Source organism: Pseudomonas fluorescens (genome assembly GCF_902497775.2).
GTDB classification, from domain to species: Bacteria; Pseudomonadota; Gammaproteobacteria; order Pseudomonadales; family Pseudomonadaceae; genus Aquipseudomonas; species Aquipseudomonas putida_F.
The window spans coordinates 3,143,580-3,159,885 of record NZ_OZ024668.1; the positions used below are offsets into that span (position 1 = coordinate 3,143,580).

Here is a 16,306-nt window from a genome sequence, read left to right on the forward strand (position 1 = left end):
GCTCAAAGCGCCGCATAGACAAGGGATGCTAGCCGGCTAGGGCGCGGATCAATCATCGAATGGCTGCCCGAGGTCGTGGTGACAAAACCAAAGCTCACTTGCCTTTCGGGATCGGCGAAACTTATCGGCCCGCCAAGCCCGATATGGCCAAAGGTATCCGGGCCCATTGCGTGGGAAGCCGCCGGGTCGACTTGCTGCTCCAGCATACAGCCTAATCCATAACGCATTGGGCGCATCCATACCCGGTCCATACCATGACTGTGCTCTCGAGTGAACTCACTGAGCAGTTCGCGACCGATAAAGTTGCCCGCCAGCAATGCACTATAGAAACCGGCCAAGCCGTGAGCCGTGCCATGCCCACACACAGCCGGTTGCCGATAGGCCCACCAGCGAGGGTCACTGGTTCGTCTGGGCACCATTCCGGGGTTGGTGAAGGCGAATGTCGCGATGTGCGATGGCTCGTTTTTCAGCACGGTTCGCAATGCTTGCGAGTAAGGATCACCGACTCGCCCCGTAGCACTGTCGAAACGCGCGATACGGTGAAAGTGCTCTTCGTCCACGCCAAGGTGAACGTCCAAATCATGAGGGTCCAGAATCTCTTCGTGGATAAAGACACAGGGATCTCGTCCGTCCACACGCCGAATCAACTCTCCGAGAATCCAGCCAAAGGTGGTGGTGCCGTACCCCAGGTCTGTTCCCGCTTCCCACCAAAGCGGCTCGGCCGCCAGGACCCGCACCATATGCTCCCAGTCATACATCTTAGCGTTATGGTCGGGTGCTCGCAGCGCCGGCAGGCCCGCAGTGTGGTTCATCACCTGACGCAAGGTGACCTTGGCTTTGCCGTTCTGGGCGAACTCAGGCCAGTACCGGGCCACTGGCGCATCCAGCTCCAGCTTGCCCGCCTCTACCAACATCAGGACGGCCACCGCGACATAGGGTTTTACAACGCAAAAGGTATTGGCCAGCGTATCGCGCGTCCAAGGCCGGGTGCCCTCTTGATCCGCCATACCAGCCCACAGGTCGACCACCCTCTCTCCACCCACTTGCACGCAGAGCCCGGCCCCACGCTCCTGCGGATCATCAAACATCTCCTCGAACGCCTGCCAGACCGCTTCGAACGGCTTCGCACACATCCCTTGTGCTTTCATTTCCAAGACTCCTCGTCGTTGAAGTGCTGCCCTTGATACGTGCCGAAGTTGACCATTGGCACCTCTGACAGACGACAAGAAAGATCCCGCCGCCTGGCAGACCACCCATCAAATAGAAATTGTGTGTGGCGAACTCAACCCCGCGACCGAGTGTGAGAGTGCCCCATGGAGAAACGGTTTGCGCGTTTGTAGGTGCCGAAGTCATTGAACCGGACACCGGCCTGCGCCATGACTTGATGAGCATAAGGCGCAGTCATCTGCCGAAGATAGAACGGGTCCCTGACAACGAAGTGGTGAATACTGTGGGTGCTACCAAAGTTGAAGCAGAACAGTTGAAACGGCCACAACCACCACGCGTTCATGACCTGGGTTTGTTGTAACGCATTGCGCGGGGCAACATCGCCGTAATAGTGCATGTTTGAACTGATGAAAAACAGGCAGAACTGCCGGATCATGTTTGGCGCGATAAGAATAACCACGGCGCCGTTGACGACATCCATTAATGCCAGCGTCGTAGCAGAAGGCTGAACCTGCGCCCCCATGAGTGACCCGAGCCCGGTATACAGGTGGTAGCCGAGGAATACATACCAGCACCCCCAATACAACAGGCCGAACGGTGTATTGAGGCGAATGATTTTGCCTAACAATCTTACCTTTTGCCGCCAGCCCGGAGCAAAAATCGCATTTAGAAAACCAAATACAAATCCATCCATCAGTTTCAATAAGCGCAATATGCCCCACGGGTTGCCACTGGTGGTGATCCACGCCTCGACATCCGAATCGGTTCCGGACTCCTTATGATGATGAAAATGCAGACTGCGCCTTAGCCAGGGGCTGGGCATTCCCGGCCGAGCCAGCCAGCAAAAAAACATCATGGCATTGTGGGCCAGCGGCTGTTTTCTGAAATACAGGCGATGAATCAAGTCATGTTCAATTTCATGAATGAACGACGTCAGCAGCGCGTTGATCAAAATACACAGCCATCCGGGGATAACACCCTTCAGGTAGAGCCCGCCGGTGACGACCATCCCGACCAGGGAAAACACCATGACACTCGCACCCAGAGTATTCTGATACTGCAAGATCGGATAACGCTTGCGCAGCTCATTTCCATGTTCAGTAATACGCCGGGTTACATGCTCAATCTTTTCCTGATCGGTAGTTGGGTGATCAATTTCGATGGCTTTTTCCAAGACCTTCATGCCGTCATCCTCTGCGTGCGTCGGAAAATTACCAGCCTCATCAAGCCGGTCAATTTAATTGTTTGACTTATAAAACAACAGGCATACAAATTCACTGCGCAAACTCACGCGCGCCACTCAAGAAATACCAAATCGACTGCCTTGCAAAAATTTGCTAGGATTATTTCAAGCTTCAAAATGATAAGACAAATACACGTCTTTGCAACTGTGTATTTTGGGTGGGCTCAGTGTGACAGGCATTTGTGTAAGGATTTAAGATTTAAGGATTTAGTTACAGTTTGCACACGTCTAGAACGACTGTGTACAAGTATTGCCAAGGAGGCACCATGAGATTGCATCGCATCAAATATTTCCAGCGCGCTCTACAAGAATCCGAGGGCAGCGTAGAGAACACAACGAGCCATGTTGTATTTGACGCCGTGTTTTTCGACGAACCTACAGACAATACCGCGACTCGCGCAGGCCTTGAAAGGCTCATTCTCTACATACAGTGCGGGGATACTGTGGTAGTGGACAGCATGGCATCGCTCTCCTCCAGTACCGAGCAACTGTGCACCCTTATTCGCCGGCTGATGGAAAAGCAGGTAACGCTAGAGTTTTTGAATGAAAACCTGGTTTTACGGCATGACTGCCTTGAAGTTGTGGAGCCCATCATTGCAGTAATGGAGGCGCTCGCAGAGTTCGAGCGCGCTACGGCGAGGGAAAAACAAGCCGCAGGAATTGCTGCCGCAAAGATCCGCGGGTCCTACAGAGGTCGCAAGAAAAAACTGTCTGACAATCAGGTTGTAAGTTTAATTGACCGTGCGTGCGCTGGAGAAAGTAAATCTAAATTGGCACGTGATTTTGATATCAGTCGTCAGACGCTTTATCGGTACTTGAGATCGACATAGGGGCCTCCTCAGGCCCCTCAGAATCAACATCCATTTAGTGATTTTTTCAGCGAATCTGGGCTTTAATGTCCATGCTTATGAGCAAGCACACGGATTTTGAGTCTGCCGGAATGTGGATGCACCTGACGGCAGGAACACGTGCTTGGCACTTCTCTAATCAAGGACGAAACGATATTGAAAATAGCGTTCGGCGCTCTGTTGCTGGCTTGGCTGACGACAATCGCATTGGCTGACGAGAACCCCGTCGGCTTCCAATCTTCCACACTGGCGGATTTGCACAATGGCCGCGCCCTGGAAATGGTGGTCTGGTACCCGAGTTTAGCTACCGCAGACACGCAGCTGATCGCCGATAATGCAGTGTTTGTCGGGGCTTCTGCCGCTCGGAACGCGCCGCCATCTGCCGGCAAACATCCATTGGTGGTGCTATCTCACGGATACAGGGGTAACTGGAGCAACCAGATTTGGCTTGCCAGTGCGTTGGCCCAGAAGGGTTACATCGTCGCCGCAATCAATCACCCGGGCACCACGACTCATGACCGCAGCCCTGCAGCAGCCGCGCAGCTATGGCAGCGGCCCGTTGATGTGCGCCGAGTCATTGACAGGGTCACGACACAACCTGAAAAGTATGGCCTGGTCGCCAATGGCCGAATTGCAGTAGTGGGCCATTCACTCGGCGGCTGGACCGCCCTGGAGATCGCCGGTGCTCGTTTCGATCCAGATCGCTTCGACCAGGACTGCAAAGCCCACCCGCAGTTAGCCAGTTGCACCATTTACGGACAGATAAGCCCCGCAAGCACCTCAGAATCAAAGGCCGCGCTGGCCGCCGATTGGCGCGATAAACGCGTCACTGCTGTGGTTGCATTGGACATAGGCTTTTCACGGGGCCTAACCAATGAAAGCCTGGCCGCGCTGCCCGTACCCGCGCTGGTAATCGCTGCTGGCGTACCGTCGCGCGAACTTCCCGCTGAGTTGGAGTCTGCCAACCTGGCCAAACGCCTGCCTGCGTCGTCAAGCCGATACATCGAGATCAGCGACGCAAGCCATTTCACCTTCATGTCGGTGTGCAAACCTGGCGCGCAGTCCTTGCTCGAAGCCGAAGTACCAGGCGATGGCATCATTTGCCAGGATGGCGATAACGGCCGCGCTCGTGGGTTGATTCAGCAGCAAATTGCATCACTGATTGCAGCGTTTCTGGCGCAATCTCCCGCTATCGCATGCGCCGATCCACGGCCTACATGTCCGGCGGCAGGCTGAAGAGCAGATTGCCTTGATCACTGCGCACCTGAGTCCCTTGCGGATAGTGAACAGAGCCGAAATCGACTGCACGGTCCAGGGCGCCCTGCCACATGAACACGTCACTGCCAGGCCTGTTCAGGCGCATGCGCAGCCCGCGCAGTTCCATCCCCAGCAGCTGGACCGGTGTATCTTCGGACCTCGCCTCCCATCCTCGCTCAGTGGAAAACACCCTCACCGGCCCCGGCCAGATGATGCCACCCAACCGGGTGCCTGGCGCCAGCATGCATTCTTGCAGGCTCCACTGGGAGAATGTGAAATGAGCACCGAACGGAAAGTTGAACTCGACCTTGCCTGGCTCACATGTCCAGCCTTCAAGGTCGTGAGTGGACACCGTCTCGACTGTCGCGGTGCCGTGGCTTTGCCATAGCTCCAGACGACGCACACGCATACCCATGATGTTACCCAGCGTGCGATCAAAGTCGGCGTGCTTCAGGCTCTGCATGCCAAAGGGCACCGGCTCGCCTGCCAGGTTGTCGAAGGGCTCCAGGTTTTCCAGCCGGACCTGCGTGCCCGCCGGCAGCACCAGGTCGCCCAGCACCTCCTCGTGCTGCAGACGCGGAGTGTGCGCACGCACGTCCAGCCAATGGCCGACCACGATCTTGACGTAGGGTGCGCTGACCACCGCCAGGCCCACGACCAGAAAGCCGAAGCGCCAACGGCGCGCCAGCATGTAGCGCCGGCAACGCGGGATCAGGAAAGCCACCAGGCAGGCAATCAGCAGCCAGAGGAAGACCTCGGAGAAGATCAAGATTATGTAGCCGACCACCATGGCCAGCGGATTGACAGGAATCACGGACGTCCTTGTTAACCTTGAAACTGACCGCGCAGAGTAAACCAGTCTACGGCGCTATCCCAAGTTCTGGTCACTCAAGGCTCGGCCGCTTAGACGCAGCCATCGCGCACGTTCAGCGCATCGTCAACGATCTGGTCAAGGAGGGAATGCTGGAGTTTCAGCCCAACCCTCACCATCGCAGGGCGCAGCTGGTTGTGCTTACCGACGCGGGGAAAGACGCCTTCACTCTTGCAATGAAACTTCAAGCGCCTTGGATCAACGAGCTTGCGCAGGGCTTGGAGGTTGCGGACATCGAGACGACCTACCGTGTTCTGCACCAGCTGCGCAGCAAGCTTGAGCAAGACCAAAGAGACTGAACTGTCCATAGGCGGCACAAATTGCCCGGTCGACATCGCAGACAACGAACGCCGCTGTCGCAATACTGGCACCTGTGCCCCGCGCCAATAGCATCAATTTGATATCATGGCTGTCAGAGTCGAAGTAAGGAACTGCTCCATGATCTCACGCGCGAAAAAAGCTCTCTCACTGCCTTGCATCCTGCTGCTTGCGGCGATTTCCTCGCAGGCTGTTTCTGGGCAGTTTGTCGTCGATATGCAAAGCGATGAAGGGCGAAAGCTGGCGCAAACCCTTGGCACCGAAAAGTACCGCTACGCGTTGTTCAGTGAGTTCAGCAAGGACACGCCGTATAGCGCGATTGCGCTCAGCAACTCGGAAGGTTTCAAGGACGGCGTTGTCGTCTACAACGCTGTTATCAATGCCACTGACAAGGGCGCTCAAATGATCTTCACGCAGTTTGTGGATTGCGCAAAGCCACTAACCAATGAGGGCTTTATCGAGGTCAACGATCAGCCGATCAAGGTGTTGTACGAGTGCCGCGAGGAAAAGCCAGGTTCTAAAGTTTCGATCTTTCTGCCGGTCTCGGATGCCGCGCAAAACTTTATTTATAGCGCCTTCGCCAAGGGTGTTCCGGTGAAGGTCAGGATGGACAAGCACCCCGTCGTTTTTCCTGCGAGCGGCTTCCTGGATGCATGGAACGTGAGAAACAAGAAGGCTCTTTGAACAGAAGCCCTCATCATCTGCGCTCAAACTCGTAACCCAGGGTTTGCCCGTGGCTTACCCACTCCACAACACCCCGGCGATTGTACTTCAAGTCATCCTTGCCACTGCCCTCGCACACCGGTGAGTGCTCGCCATAGGCGTGCACATTCACCTGCTCATACAACGCGCCGTACTTGACCAGGTAGTAGGCGATCATGGCGGCGCGTGCCTGGGCCAGGACGATGTTCTGCTCAGGCGAACCGACGTCATCGGTATGACCTTCGACAAACACTTCGGCCTCGGGGTTGGTCACCAGGTAGTTCGCCACATAGGCAAGCCTGGCCTGATAAGCTGGCTCGATCGCCGAGCTGTCGGTGTCGAAATACACCACCAGGCCGCCCGCCACGTCGGGCTCGTCCGACAGCGCTTGCAGGGCGCGCTGGTTGTTTGCATCAGCCTCGGCCGCTGAGACAAACAGCGAGCGTTCGGTGGACGTTGCAGTGCTTTTGCAGCCGGTCGCCGTCAGTACCAGCAGAACGGGGAGGATGCAGCGCAGATAACGGTTCATAGGCCACTCTTCAATAGGATCGGTACTAACCAGCGCACAACAGACACACACCTAGCCATTGATACACTTTGAGCATCAGGTAGTCCCATGCCCGGCTGAACCAGTCGCCCTCTTCTATCGTTTCCATGACCACCAGGGGCTTGGTGGCGACATGCCTTGAGCCGATCTGGTAGTTGACGACACCCACCACCTGCCCCGCCTGCAACGGCGCGTGAAGCTCCGGGGTATCGACAATGGCGCTTGCCTGCACATCGGCCGAGCGCCCGTAGGGCACACTGATCGTCGGTTGCGCGCCAGCATTGAGCTTGACGTTGCGGGTATCGCCGAACCACACACGCTTGCTCATGAACACTTCATCGGCCTTGATGGGCGTAACCACCTCGAATGAGCGAAAGCCCCACTTGAGCAGTTTTTCCGACTCCTGAAAACGCAGCCGATCCGACCTGGCGCCCATGACCACGGCAATCAAGCGGCGCCCGTCGAGCTGCGCAGAGGTGACCAGGCTGTAACCACCTGCGCTGGAGTTGCCGGTCTTCAAGCCGTCGACATCCAGGCGGGTACTCCACAACAGGCGGTTGCGGTTGTATTGGTGAACGTTGTTGAAAGCGAAGGCCTTTTGTTTGTACAAGGCGTACTCCGCCGGCAACTGCTCAATCAACGCCCGGCTGAGCAAGGCCATGTCGCGGGCACTGCTGTATTGACCTTCAGCGGCCAGGCCATGGACAGTCTTGAACTGGGTATTGGTCAAGCCAAGTTTGCCGGCCTGTTCATTCATCAGGTCGACAAAGGCGTTCTCGCTGCCGGCAACGTAATTAGCCAGGGCAATACAGGCGTCATTGCCAGACTGCACCACAACCCCTTTATTGAGGTCATCTACCGAGACCCGATCACCGGGCTTGAGGAACATCAGCGAAGATCCCTGCAAATGCGGATTTCCCGCAGCCCAGGCATCGTGCTCGATGGTCACGCGATCACTGGCGCTGAGTACGCCGGACTTCAAGGCATAACCGATCACATAACTGCTCATGATCTTCACCAGGCTGGCGGGGTCGATGCGCGCATCGGCATTGCCCTGGGCCAGAGCCTCGCCACTTTGATAATCCATCAATATCCAGGATTCGGCGGCGACGCCCGGCGCGGCAACAAGGTCTGCTGCCCTCACAGAAAAAGACGCACTCCCCACTAACCACGGTGCAAGTAATACACACAACAACCACTTACCAACTGCTGAACCTTTCATACGCTCCCAAACTCGACAGCCCAACTCATCAACAACTGCACATGCACTGATGAAGTATTTGTCTGCGGATTGTGCGCACGCCTATACTATAAATCAATCAACTATCAAGATATCTGATATGCACAGTATTGATATCGACTCTGTCGACTTGAATTTACTCCGAGTGTTTGTTGCCCTGATTGAAGAAGGCGGCGCCAGTCGCGCGGCACTGCGCCTGGGCGTGACTCAGCCGGCGGTCAGTGCGGCACTTGCGCGCCTGAGGGAAATTTACGCCGACCCGTTGTTCGAACGTACCGGCCGCGGGCTGCGCCCGACCATGCGCGCGAATGAACTGGCGCCGCTGATTGGCGAGGCACTCAACCGCTGCCGGCAAGCCTTCGCGCTTTCAGTGGGGGGCAAAGACATCAAAGGCCGGACGATCACCATCGGCCTCTCCGATGACAGTGAAATCGCCCTGGGGCAAAGCCTGGTGGCGCTGATCGATGAACAGCTGCACGGCTTGCGCATCATTTTCCGCCAGACCCATAGCGGCCTGGTCCAGGACATGCTCATGCACCATCAGATCGATATCGCCGTGTCTGCAGGCGGGCTGTCATCGCCGCTGATTGCCCGCCATCGCCTGGGCCGGGGCAATTACCTGGGCATCGCCGATGCCAACAACAGCATCCCCACCAGCGCCGAAGACTATGCCCAGCGGCCGCACCTGTTGGTGTCCTCGGGCGGTTTCGTCGGCATCGTCGACGAAGGTTTGAATGCTGCCGGCTACAAGCGCAGCATTCGCGCCTCGACCTCACATTTTGCCGCCGTGCCGTTTCTGCTGGTGGGCTCGAACCTGATCACCACGGTGCCCACCCACGCCGCCCGTGCCATGGAACGCATCAGTACCTTGCAAACCTTCCCCTGCCCGGTGCCCCTGCCCTCCTACGACCTGGAAATCGGCACGCGGGTGGGCAGCAAGCACGACAGCACGCTGCAGACGGTCAAGTCGCTGATCATTCAACTGGTTGAAGACAGCTTCTGCCTGACCTGAGGCTGGCGCCCAGGTCGCTCGCTACTGCTGGAACTTCACCAAGCTTTTCGCCCGCTCATCAACGAGCAAGGTGAAGACATCCGGGCGCGAATAGTGGCCGACCACATCAAAGTCATAACGCGCCTTGACCAGTTCAGCCGAGTCGATCTGGGCCACCAGCAAACCGGGGCCGTGCTTCAACGGGCCAGCGATGATCTCGCCCATGGGGCTGATGATCAGGCTGTTACCCTGCATTAACGGACGGTCGTCATCCCAGTGCGGCAGGCTGGTGCCCAGGTCACGCGGCGACGGCTGGTACTGGCAGGCACTGATCAGAAAACAGCGCCCTTCATGGGCGATATGGCGCATGGATACTTGCCAGTTTTCGCGCTCATCCACCGTCGGTGCGCACCACACCTCGATGCCTTTGGCGTACATCGCCGTGCGCAACAGGGGCATGTGGTTTTCCCAGCAGATCGCCGCGCCGATCTTGCCCACCGGGGTATCGATCACCGGCAACGTGGAGCCGTCGCCCTGGCCCCAGATCAAACGCTCGCTGCCGGTCGGCATGAGTTTGCGGTGGTTGGCCACCAGGCCCTGTTCCGGCGAGAAGAACAGCGCCGAGCAGAACAATGAACTGCCGCTGCGTTCGATGACACCGACCACCAGGTGCGCGCCGGTGCGTTGTGACAAGGCTTCGAGCTCGGCGGTTTCAGCACCCGGAACATCAATGGCATTGGCAAAATAACGCTCGAAGGCTTCCCGGCCTTCCGGCAGCCGATAGCCCATGTAGGTGCCGAAGATTTCCCCTTTTGGATAACCGCCCAACAAGGCTTCCGGCATGACCACCAACTGGGCGCCAGCGGCCTTTATTTCAGACTCGTAGGCAACAATCGCCTCCAGGGTTTTCTGTTTGCCGTCGGGGTGCGAGCCCAGTTGCAGTGCTGCCACAGTAGAGAGTGTCATGTGTCGTTATTCTTGGGTGATGGATGGTGTGTGCATGCTCCTCCGGCGGTTGATATCGAGCAATCCGTTAAAAACTAAATCTGATATTAGTTGTATTGATATCAACACCTGCCGCTGGTACGCACACACAAACCATCGCTTTTTACGATGGAACCTATTTTCCATATAATCAAAAAAGCGATGAAAATGACCTCACCGAAACACACTTTCAGGTGAAGTCATGAAACTGCAAGCCACCCAAAAATCCTTCGCTGAGCGCGTCGTCCACGCCGTCGGCTTTGAAGTTATCGCCGTGCTGATCTGCGCGCCGATCGGCGCCTGGCTGCTGAACCGCTCGATGCTGGAAATGGGCGCGTTGGCGGTGATGCTGTCGACCGTGGCGATGATCTGGAACATGGTCTACAACGCGGCGTTCGACCGTCTCTGGCCCGTGGGCCGGGTCGCGCGTACGGTCAAGGTCCGCGCCCTGCACGCCGGCGGTTTTGAAACCGGTTTCGTGCTGATCGGCGTGCCAATCGCGGCATTGATGCTTGATGTGTCACTGGTGCAGGCGTTTTTGCTGGAGATCGGTTTCTTCGCCTTCATGCTGCCGTACACCATGGCCTACAACTGGGGCTATGACCTGCTGCGCCAGCGCCTACTGAGCACACCGGTCAGCGTGGCTCGGGCGCAGTAACCGCGTGAGTAATGCGTAGGGCCCTCTTTAGCATCGAGCTAAATAGTGGCATTCTGCACCCCATGGATATCTACGCGATTCGCAAGCACAACCTGGTGCAGTTGCTCGGCACCCAGCGCAAGGCCAGCTGTGCCGAACGCTGGGGCATGAGCCCTGCGCACCTGAGCCAGATTCTCTCGACCCGCACGGAAAAAAACCTCGGTGATGAAGTCGCCCGGCGCATCGAGCAGGCCGAGCGCTTGCCCGCAGGCTGGATGGATGTGTTGCAGGGCGAGGCGGCGCTGCCGGTCAGCGCCAACAAGGCGCTGGCCGGCGAGTTCGTCACCATCGCCCACTTCGACATTCGCGGCTCCATGGGCAAGGGCACGACCCCGCCCGCCCATGTCGAAGTGATCCGTGACCTGACCGTGCACCTGGACTGGCTGCGCGGCCAAGGCATCAGCTTTTCCAGCGCGCTGAATCTGGCGATCATCAGCGGCGACGGCGACAGCATGGCCGGCACCTTCAACGACGGCGACCCGTTGCTGGTCGACCGTGGCATCAACGAGGTGCGCAGCGATGCCATCTACGTGTTCAGCCTCGACGGCGATCTGTTCGTCAAACGCCTGCAGCGCCTGACCGATGGCGGCTTGCGGATGATTTCCGATAATCCGCTGTATCCGCCGGTGTTGATCGAGGGTGCGGTGCTGGAAAAACTGCACATTCATGGCCGGGTGCTACTAGTTTGGAACGCGCGAAGAGTATGATGACAAAACAACCGACTGCTCTGGTCGGTTAATGAACACTAAACAACAGCAGTAGGATGTGGCGATTCCAGCAACGGATTGCTCGACCGAATCCGTGTGACTGAGATCGAATCATGAGCGGTAATCTGTGGGTGTGGGAAGAAGAAGAGCTGCTGGCACTGCGCAAGGCATTTGCCGCACTCAAGGCCGGTCAACGCCAGACAGACCGGGTGTCCCAGCGGCGTATGGCCGCGGAGCTGGGTGTCAGCGTGACCACCCTCAATGCCTATATGACCGGCAAGCGCGCACTGGACATGAAGTTCGCGCTGATGTTCGAACGCCTGACCGGCATCCCCACACGCAGCTACAGCCCGCGCCTGGCTGACGAGATCGAAAGCAGCAAGCACCCTCACAAACCTGCGGTCTAGAGCCTGCGCGCTGTTCGCGGCCGGGCGTCGCTTGGCCTCATGAAATTTATCTGGTAGTTTTTCATGAAAAAATACCAATAAAAATTCATGAGGTCCGCCGTGTTCAAGCAATCCGCCCAGCATGTCGCCAGCTATTACGCTCAGACCTACCCCGCCGCTCTCCCTCTGCGCCCTACCCTGCAGGAACGCCTGGATACCGAGGTGCTGATTATCGGCGCCGGTTTCAGCGGCCTGCACACCGCCCTGCGCCTGGCCCTGGCCGGCAAGCGGGTGACCCTGGTAGAAGCCAGCCGGGTGGCCTGGGCGGCGTCCGGGCGTAACGGCGGGCAGGCGTTGCTGGGCTGGTCGTGCGACATGGCGCCCCTGGAAAAATCCCTTGGCCAGGAACGCACTCGGCGCCTGTGGGACAGCATGCGCTGGGCCGCCAGCGAGATGCGCGAGTTGCCCGAGCGCCATGGCTTTGCGGTCGACTACCGGCGCGGCAGTTTGTGGGCGGCGGTACTGCCGCGGCGCGTGGCCATGCTCCATGAGGCCCAACATGAGGCCGAAACCAAATGGGGCTATGACCAGTTGCGGGTGATTGAGCGCGACGAGTTGCCCCAGTGGATCGCCAGCCCGCGCTACCAGGCCGCGCTGTATGACGCCGAAGGCGCCCACCTCAACCCGCTGAAACTGGCCCAGGGCCTGGCCAGCGCCATCGAAGCGGCCGGCGGGCGGATCTTCGAGCAGAGCCGGGTGCTCAGCTACCGCGACACCCCGGCAGGCTTTGTCGCCCGCACCGACAAGGGCGAGATCCGCAGCGACGTGCTGGTGCTGGCCTGCAACGCCTACATCGACCAGCTCGACCGCCCGCTGTCACAACGCCTGCTGCCGGTGGGCTCCTATCAGGTGGCCACCGCGCCCCTGGACCCAGCCCTGGCCCGTTCGCTACTGCCGCAAAACAGCTGCGTGATCGACAACCAGTTCGTCCCCGACTACTTCCGCCTGACCCCCGACCACCGCCTGCTGTTTGGCGGCGGTTGCACCTACCTGGGCGGCATCCCCAAGGACGTTGCCGCCGCCACCCGCCCGGTGCTGGAGCGGGCCTTCCCGCAGCTGCAAGGCGTAGCGATCGACTACGCCTGGGGCGGCCATATCGACTGCAGCCTGCGCCGCACCCCGGACATCGGCCGCCAGGGCCAGCGCTACTGGCTGCAGGGTTTCTCCGGCCACGGCGTGCTGCCCACCCTGGCCGGCGCCCGCGCGGTGAGCGATGCGATCCTCGGCAACCACGATTTGCTGGCGTTGTACCAGGCCATCGACAACGGCCGCTTCCCCGGCGGCGACCTGCTCGCCGCGCCGCTGGAAGCCGCCGGCAAAGCCTGGTACCGCCTGCGCGACACTATTTGAGAGACCCACTTATGGACATGCAGGAAGAAATCGAAAGCCTGGCGATCCTCATCCGCGACCTGCGCAAGCACCGCAACCTGACCCTCGGCGAACTGGCCGAACGCATTGATCGTTCGGTGGGTTTCTTGTCGCAGGTCGAGCGTGGCCTGTCACGGCCGACGGTGGCCGACCTCACCGCCATCAGCGAAACCTTGTGCGTGCCCACCACCTACTTCTACAACCTGAGCAAGCCGCGGGAAGTGGATTGGGTCACCCGCCCCGGCGAACGGCGCACCCTGTACTACGCCGCCGGAGTCACCGACGTGCTGGTCTCGCCCAAGCTCAACGGTGGCTTTTCGATGCTCGAAAGCCACTTGGCGCCGGGCGCCAGCAGCGGTGACGGGCACCTGGACGACAGCTCCGAGCAAGGCGGTTTTGTCCTCGAAGGCGAGTTGAGCCTCTGGCTCGACGATGCTCAGACACCGGTCACCCTCTACGCCAACGACAGCTTCCAGCTACCGCCGCACAGCCAGTTCCGCTACGCCAACTTGACTGAACACACTACCCGGGTGCTCTGGGTATTCCGTTGAAACCAAGCGCAGGATTGCACGTGATGACAACAACAAATGACTGCCCTGATCTGCTTAGCGAAGTACGCGCATTCCGCGCCGAGCATCCTCAGGTGCGTTATGTCGACCTGATCAGCCTGGACATTCCCGGGCATTTTTATGGCAAGCGCTACCCCATCGACATGCTCGAAAAAGTCGCGGCCGGCAGCGCCCTGAAACTGCCGCAGAACTGCGTGCTGCTCGGGGTTCAGGGCGGCTTGCACCCGATTGGCGATTATTGCTTCAACGACGGTGACCCGGACGCGCCACGGCGGCTGATCCCCGGCACCCTCAAGCCGGTACGCTGGGAGAACCAGCCGTTGGGGCAGATGCTGATCAGTTCCGACGGCACCGCCGCACCGATCGAGTTCGAGCCGCGTGAAGTGCTCGCGCGAGTGTTGCAGCGCCTGGCACGGCGCGGCATTCGTCCGGTGGTGGCCTTCGAGCTTGAGTTCTATCTGTTCGATCGCGCGCTTAAAGACGGCCTGCCGCAGTTCCCCCGCGATCCGTTCAGCGGTGATGCCGACGATCAGCCGAACATGCACATCGAGCGCCTGTCGCGTTACTCCGACGTGCTGCGGGAAATGGTCGAAGCCGCCAATGAGCAAGGCGTGGACGCCAACGTGATTACCGCAGAGCTGGGCCCTGGGCAGTTCGAAATCAACTTCGGCCACTGCGACGACGGCCTGCGCGCCGCCGACTGGGCCGCACTGTTCTGCCGCAGCACCCGTGGCGTGGCGCTCAAGCATGGCCTGCGCGCCAGCTTCATGAGCAAACCCTACCTGGAGGCGCCGGGCAGCGGCATGCATGTGCATGTCAGCCTCTACGACCAGCAAGGCAACAACCTGCTGGCCGCCGATGACCAGCGCCCGCTGCGCCACGCCGTGGCGGGCTGCCTGGAACTGCTGCCGCACTGCATGCCGATTTTTGCCGCCAACCACAATGCCATGCGCCGCTACGGTGCCATGGTCAATGCCGCCAGCCGCGCCAGCTGGGGTTTTGAAGACCGCGACGCGTGCATCCGCATTCCCGAATCGGATGCGCGCAACCTGCGCATCGAGCACCGCCTGCCTGGCGCCGATGCCAACCCGTACCTGGTGCTGGCGGCGATTCTCAGTGGTCTGGAGTATGGCCTGGAGGCCGGCAAGGAACCGATCGCGCCGCTCAACGAAGACCGCAGCAGCGGTATCGACTTCCCCAAAGATATGCTCGCGGCGGTGGCGGCGATGCGTCATCACCCGGAGGTCAACGAGCGGCTAGGCAGTGAGTTCGTCATGGTCTACTGCGAGAACAAGCGCCAGGACCACCTGGCGTTCATGCATGAGGTGAGTGCGCGGGAGTATCGCTGGTTTCTTTAGTCGCGGTGGTAGTCCAGTCAGCGCTTGATGTGTTGGCTGGACTGGCCTCATCGCGGGTCAAGCCCCACAGCACGACCAATTTAGCTATTGACGAAACTTTAGCTTGACGCTAAATATTAGCTCAAGCCCACTTCCATTTCAGAGAGGGCCCACATCCAAAACCGAAGGAGAAACACATGAGCGTCAATATCGACCGACTCACCATCACCACCCCGGTGCCCAAGTCCAGCACCGACCCCACCGCCCTGGAACTGCCCGGCGCCCAGGCGCTTGAACTACTGCCACAGGTGATCGCCACCTTGAGCGATGGTTCGGTGCGCTTCACTGCGCCGACCAAGGGCGCCTCAAGCAAAAGCACCCAGCGCACCCGCTGCGAGTGGAAAGAAGCCACCTACTGGTCACTCAGCAGCGCCGCCAAACACCACAACCATCAGACCATGAGCCTGACCAAGGTCAACTCGGCGCAGAAGGTGGTGATCTCGCAATTGCATGTCAAAAACGACGACAGCCCGGCGGTCAAGGTGTTCTGGAACAAGGGCAAGATCACGTATGGTTTTCGCCAGAGCTACAACCAGGCCGCCCCGGCCAGCGTCACCCTGCACGCCAATGTGCCGCTGGGCGCGACGTTCGAGATCATCCTCGATGTCACCGCCGAGGGCGTGGTCACCCTCGCCGCCACCTGCAATGGCAGCACCGGCAGCAGCGGCCCGCTGCAGATGGATTCCAGCTGGAACAGCCGCACTTTCAACTTCCATGGCGGGGTCTACAACCAACTCGACTACAGCGACAGCACACCTGCCACCGACGGTTCCATCTGCATTATCAGCGCACTGGCTATTGGGCATCAGTCAATAAAAGCCTGAACACTTCGGAAGGACCCACTGTGTCATCTTGCGTGGTGCGCAACAACTTCACGTACACATTGCGCGCCGCGCACTACGCACTAGTTGCTCATCGAAAGTCTACCCTGCGACAGTTCGATTGCACCGTTCA

General features: G+C 59.0%; 18 protein-coding genes. 12 read left to right on the forward strand and 6 right to left on the reverse strand.

Annotated features, from left to right (window positions below):
- Positions 1-2 precede the first annotated feature (2 nt).
- Positions 3-1,148, reverse strand: coding sequence for an EstA family serine hydrolase (locus tag F8N82_RS14435; protein WP_038995975.1), 1,146 nt, complete (start codon positions 1,146-1,148; stop codon positions 3-5).
- Between the two features lie 134 nt (positions 1,149-1,282).
- Complete coding sequence (locus F8N82_RS14440) at positions 1,283-2,350, reverse strand: fatty acid desaturase (protein ID WP_052251535.1); 1,068 nt, start codon at positions 2,348-2,350, stop codon at positions 1,283-1,285.
- 326 nt (positions 2,351-2,676) lie between these two features.
- Here F8N82_RS14440 and F8N82_RS14445 point away from each other — a divergent pair, with 326 nt between their 5' ends.
- Both F8N82_RS14445 and F8N82_RS14450 read left to right on the forward strand, forming a co-directional pair.
- Positions 2,677-3,240, forward strand: coding sequence for a recombinase family protein (locus F8N82_RS14445; protein WP_038995976.1), 564 nt, complete (start codon positions 2,677-2,679; stop codon positions 3,238-3,240).
- A 174-nt stretch (positions 3,241-3,414) separates the two neighbouring features.
- Positions 3,415-4,494, forward strand: a complete 1,080-nt coding sequence (locus tag F8N82_RS14450; protein WP_038999465.1) for an alpha/beta hydrolase family protein — start codon at positions 3,415-3,417, stop codon at positions 4,492-4,494.
- Here F8N82_RS14450 and F8N82_RS14455 read toward each other — a convergent pair.
- Positions 4,472-5,329, reverse strand: a complete 858-nt coding sequence (locus tag F8N82_RS14455) for a hypothetical protein (protein ID WP_038999466.1) — start codon at positions 5,327-5,329, stop codon at positions 4,472-4,474. The two genes, F8N82_RS14450 and F8N82_RS14455, sit on opposite strands and share 23 nt — an antisense overlap.
- A gap of 8 nt (positions 5,330-5,337) precedes the next feature.
- Between F8N82_RS14455 and F8N82_RS14460 the strand changes: the two genes are divergently transcribed.
- Both F8N82_RS14460 and F8N82_RS14465 read left to right on the forward strand, forming a co-directional pair.
- Complete coding sequence (locus F8N82_RS14460; RefSeq protein WP_224793836.1) at positions 5,338-5,685, forward strand: MarR family winged helix-turn-helix transcriptional regulator; 348 nt, start codon at positions 5,338-5,340, stop codon at positions 5,683-5,685.
- Positions 5,686-5,824: 139 nt separating this feature from the next.
- Complete coding sequence (locus F8N82_RS14465; protein WP_038995977.1) at positions 5,825-6,388, forward strand: hypothetical protein; 564 nt, start codon at positions 5,825-5,827, stop codon at positions 6,386-6,388.
- A 13-nt stretch (positions 6,389-6,401) separates the two neighbouring features.
- Here the strand turns inward: F8N82_RS14465 and F8N82_RS14470 are convergent, their stop codons facing one another.
- Complete coding sequence (locus tag F8N82_RS14470; RefSeq protein WP_052251536.1) at positions 6,402-6,935, reverse strand: OmpA family protein; 534 nt, start codon at positions 6,933-6,935, stop codon at positions 6,402-6,404.
- A gap of 25 nt (positions 6,936-6,960) precedes the next feature.
- Positions 6,961-8,175, reverse strand: a complete 1,215-nt coding sequence (locus tag F8N82_RS14475) for a serine hydrolase (protein WP_038995978.1) — start codon at positions 8,173-8,175, stop codon at positions 6,961-6,963.
- Positions 8,176-8,293: 118 nt separating this feature from the next.
- Between F8N82_RS14475 and F8N82_RS14480 the strand changes: the two genes are divergently transcribed.
- Complete coding sequence (locus F8N82_RS14480) at positions 8,294-9,205, forward strand: LysR family transcriptional regulator (RefSeq protein WP_038995979.1); 912 nt, start codon at positions 8,294-8,296, stop codon at positions 9,203-9,205.
- A 21-nt stretch (positions 9,206-9,226) separates the two neighbouring features.
- Here F8N82_RS14480 and F8N82_RS14485 read toward each other — a convergent pair whose 3' ends face one another.
- The gene (locus tag F8N82_RS14485; RefSeq protein WP_038995980.1) at positions 9,227-10,150 is read right to left on the reverse strand and encodes a carbon-nitrogen hydrolase family protein; all 924 of its coding nucleotides are present in this window, start codon (positions 10,148-10,150) and stop codon (positions 9,227-9,229) included.
- A gap of 220 nt (positions 10,151-10,370) precedes the next feature.
- On the opposite strand from F8N82_RS14485, the gene F8N82_RS14490 reads away from it, so the two are divergent.
- From F8N82_RS14490 to F8N82_RS14520, 7 genes are all read left to right on the forward strand, one after another.
- Positions 10,371-10,826 carry a multidrug/biocide efflux PACE transporter gene (locus F8N82_RS14490; RefSeq protein ID WP_099050693.1) on the forward strand — a complete coding sequence of 152 codons (456 nt, stop codon included), beginning with the start codon at positions 10,371-10,373 and terminating at the stop codon, positions 10,824-10,826.
- 62 nt (positions 10,827-10,888) lie between these two features.
- Positions 10,889-11,572, forward strand: a complete 684-nt coding sequence (locus F8N82_RS14495; RefSeq protein WP_038995981.1) for a S24 family peptidase — start codon at positions 10,889-10,891, stop codon at positions 11,570-11,572.
- A 113-nt stretch (positions 11,573-11,685) separates the two neighbouring features.
- Entirely contained in the window at positions 11,686-11,979 is a 294-nt protein-coding gene (locus tag F8N82_RS14500; RefSeq protein ID WP_038995982.1) for a helix-turn-helix domain-containing protein, read from the forward strand.
- A 99-nt stretch (positions 11,980-12,078) separates the two neighbouring features.
- Positions 12,079-13,368: an NAD(P)/FAD-dependent oxidoreductase gene (locus F8N82_RS14505; protein ID WP_038995983.1), complete on the forward strand. Its 1,290-nt coding sequence runs from the start codon at positions 12,079-12,081 to the stop codon at positions 13,366-13,368.
- An 11-nt stretch (positions 13,369-13,379) separates the two neighbouring features.
- Entirely contained in the window at positions 13,380-13,937 is a 558-nt protein-coding gene (locus tag F8N82_RS14510) for a helix-turn-helix domain-containing protein (RefSeq protein WP_080764770.1), read from the forward strand.
- 23 nt (positions 13,938-13,960) lie between these two features.
- On the forward strand, positions 13,961-15,313 hold the full coding sequence (locus F8N82_RS14515; protein WP_038995984.1) for a glutamine synthetase family protein: 1,353 nt from the start codon (positions 13,961-13,963) through the stop codon (positions 15,311-15,313).
- 176 nt (positions 15,314-15,489) lie between these two features.
- A complete protein-coding gene (locus F8N82_RS14520; RefSeq protein WP_038995985.1) occupies positions 15,490-16,176 on the forward strand; it encodes a polysaccharide lyase family 7 protein in 687 nt (228 codons plus the stop codon).
- Positions 16,177-16,306: the final 130 nt, after the last annotated feature.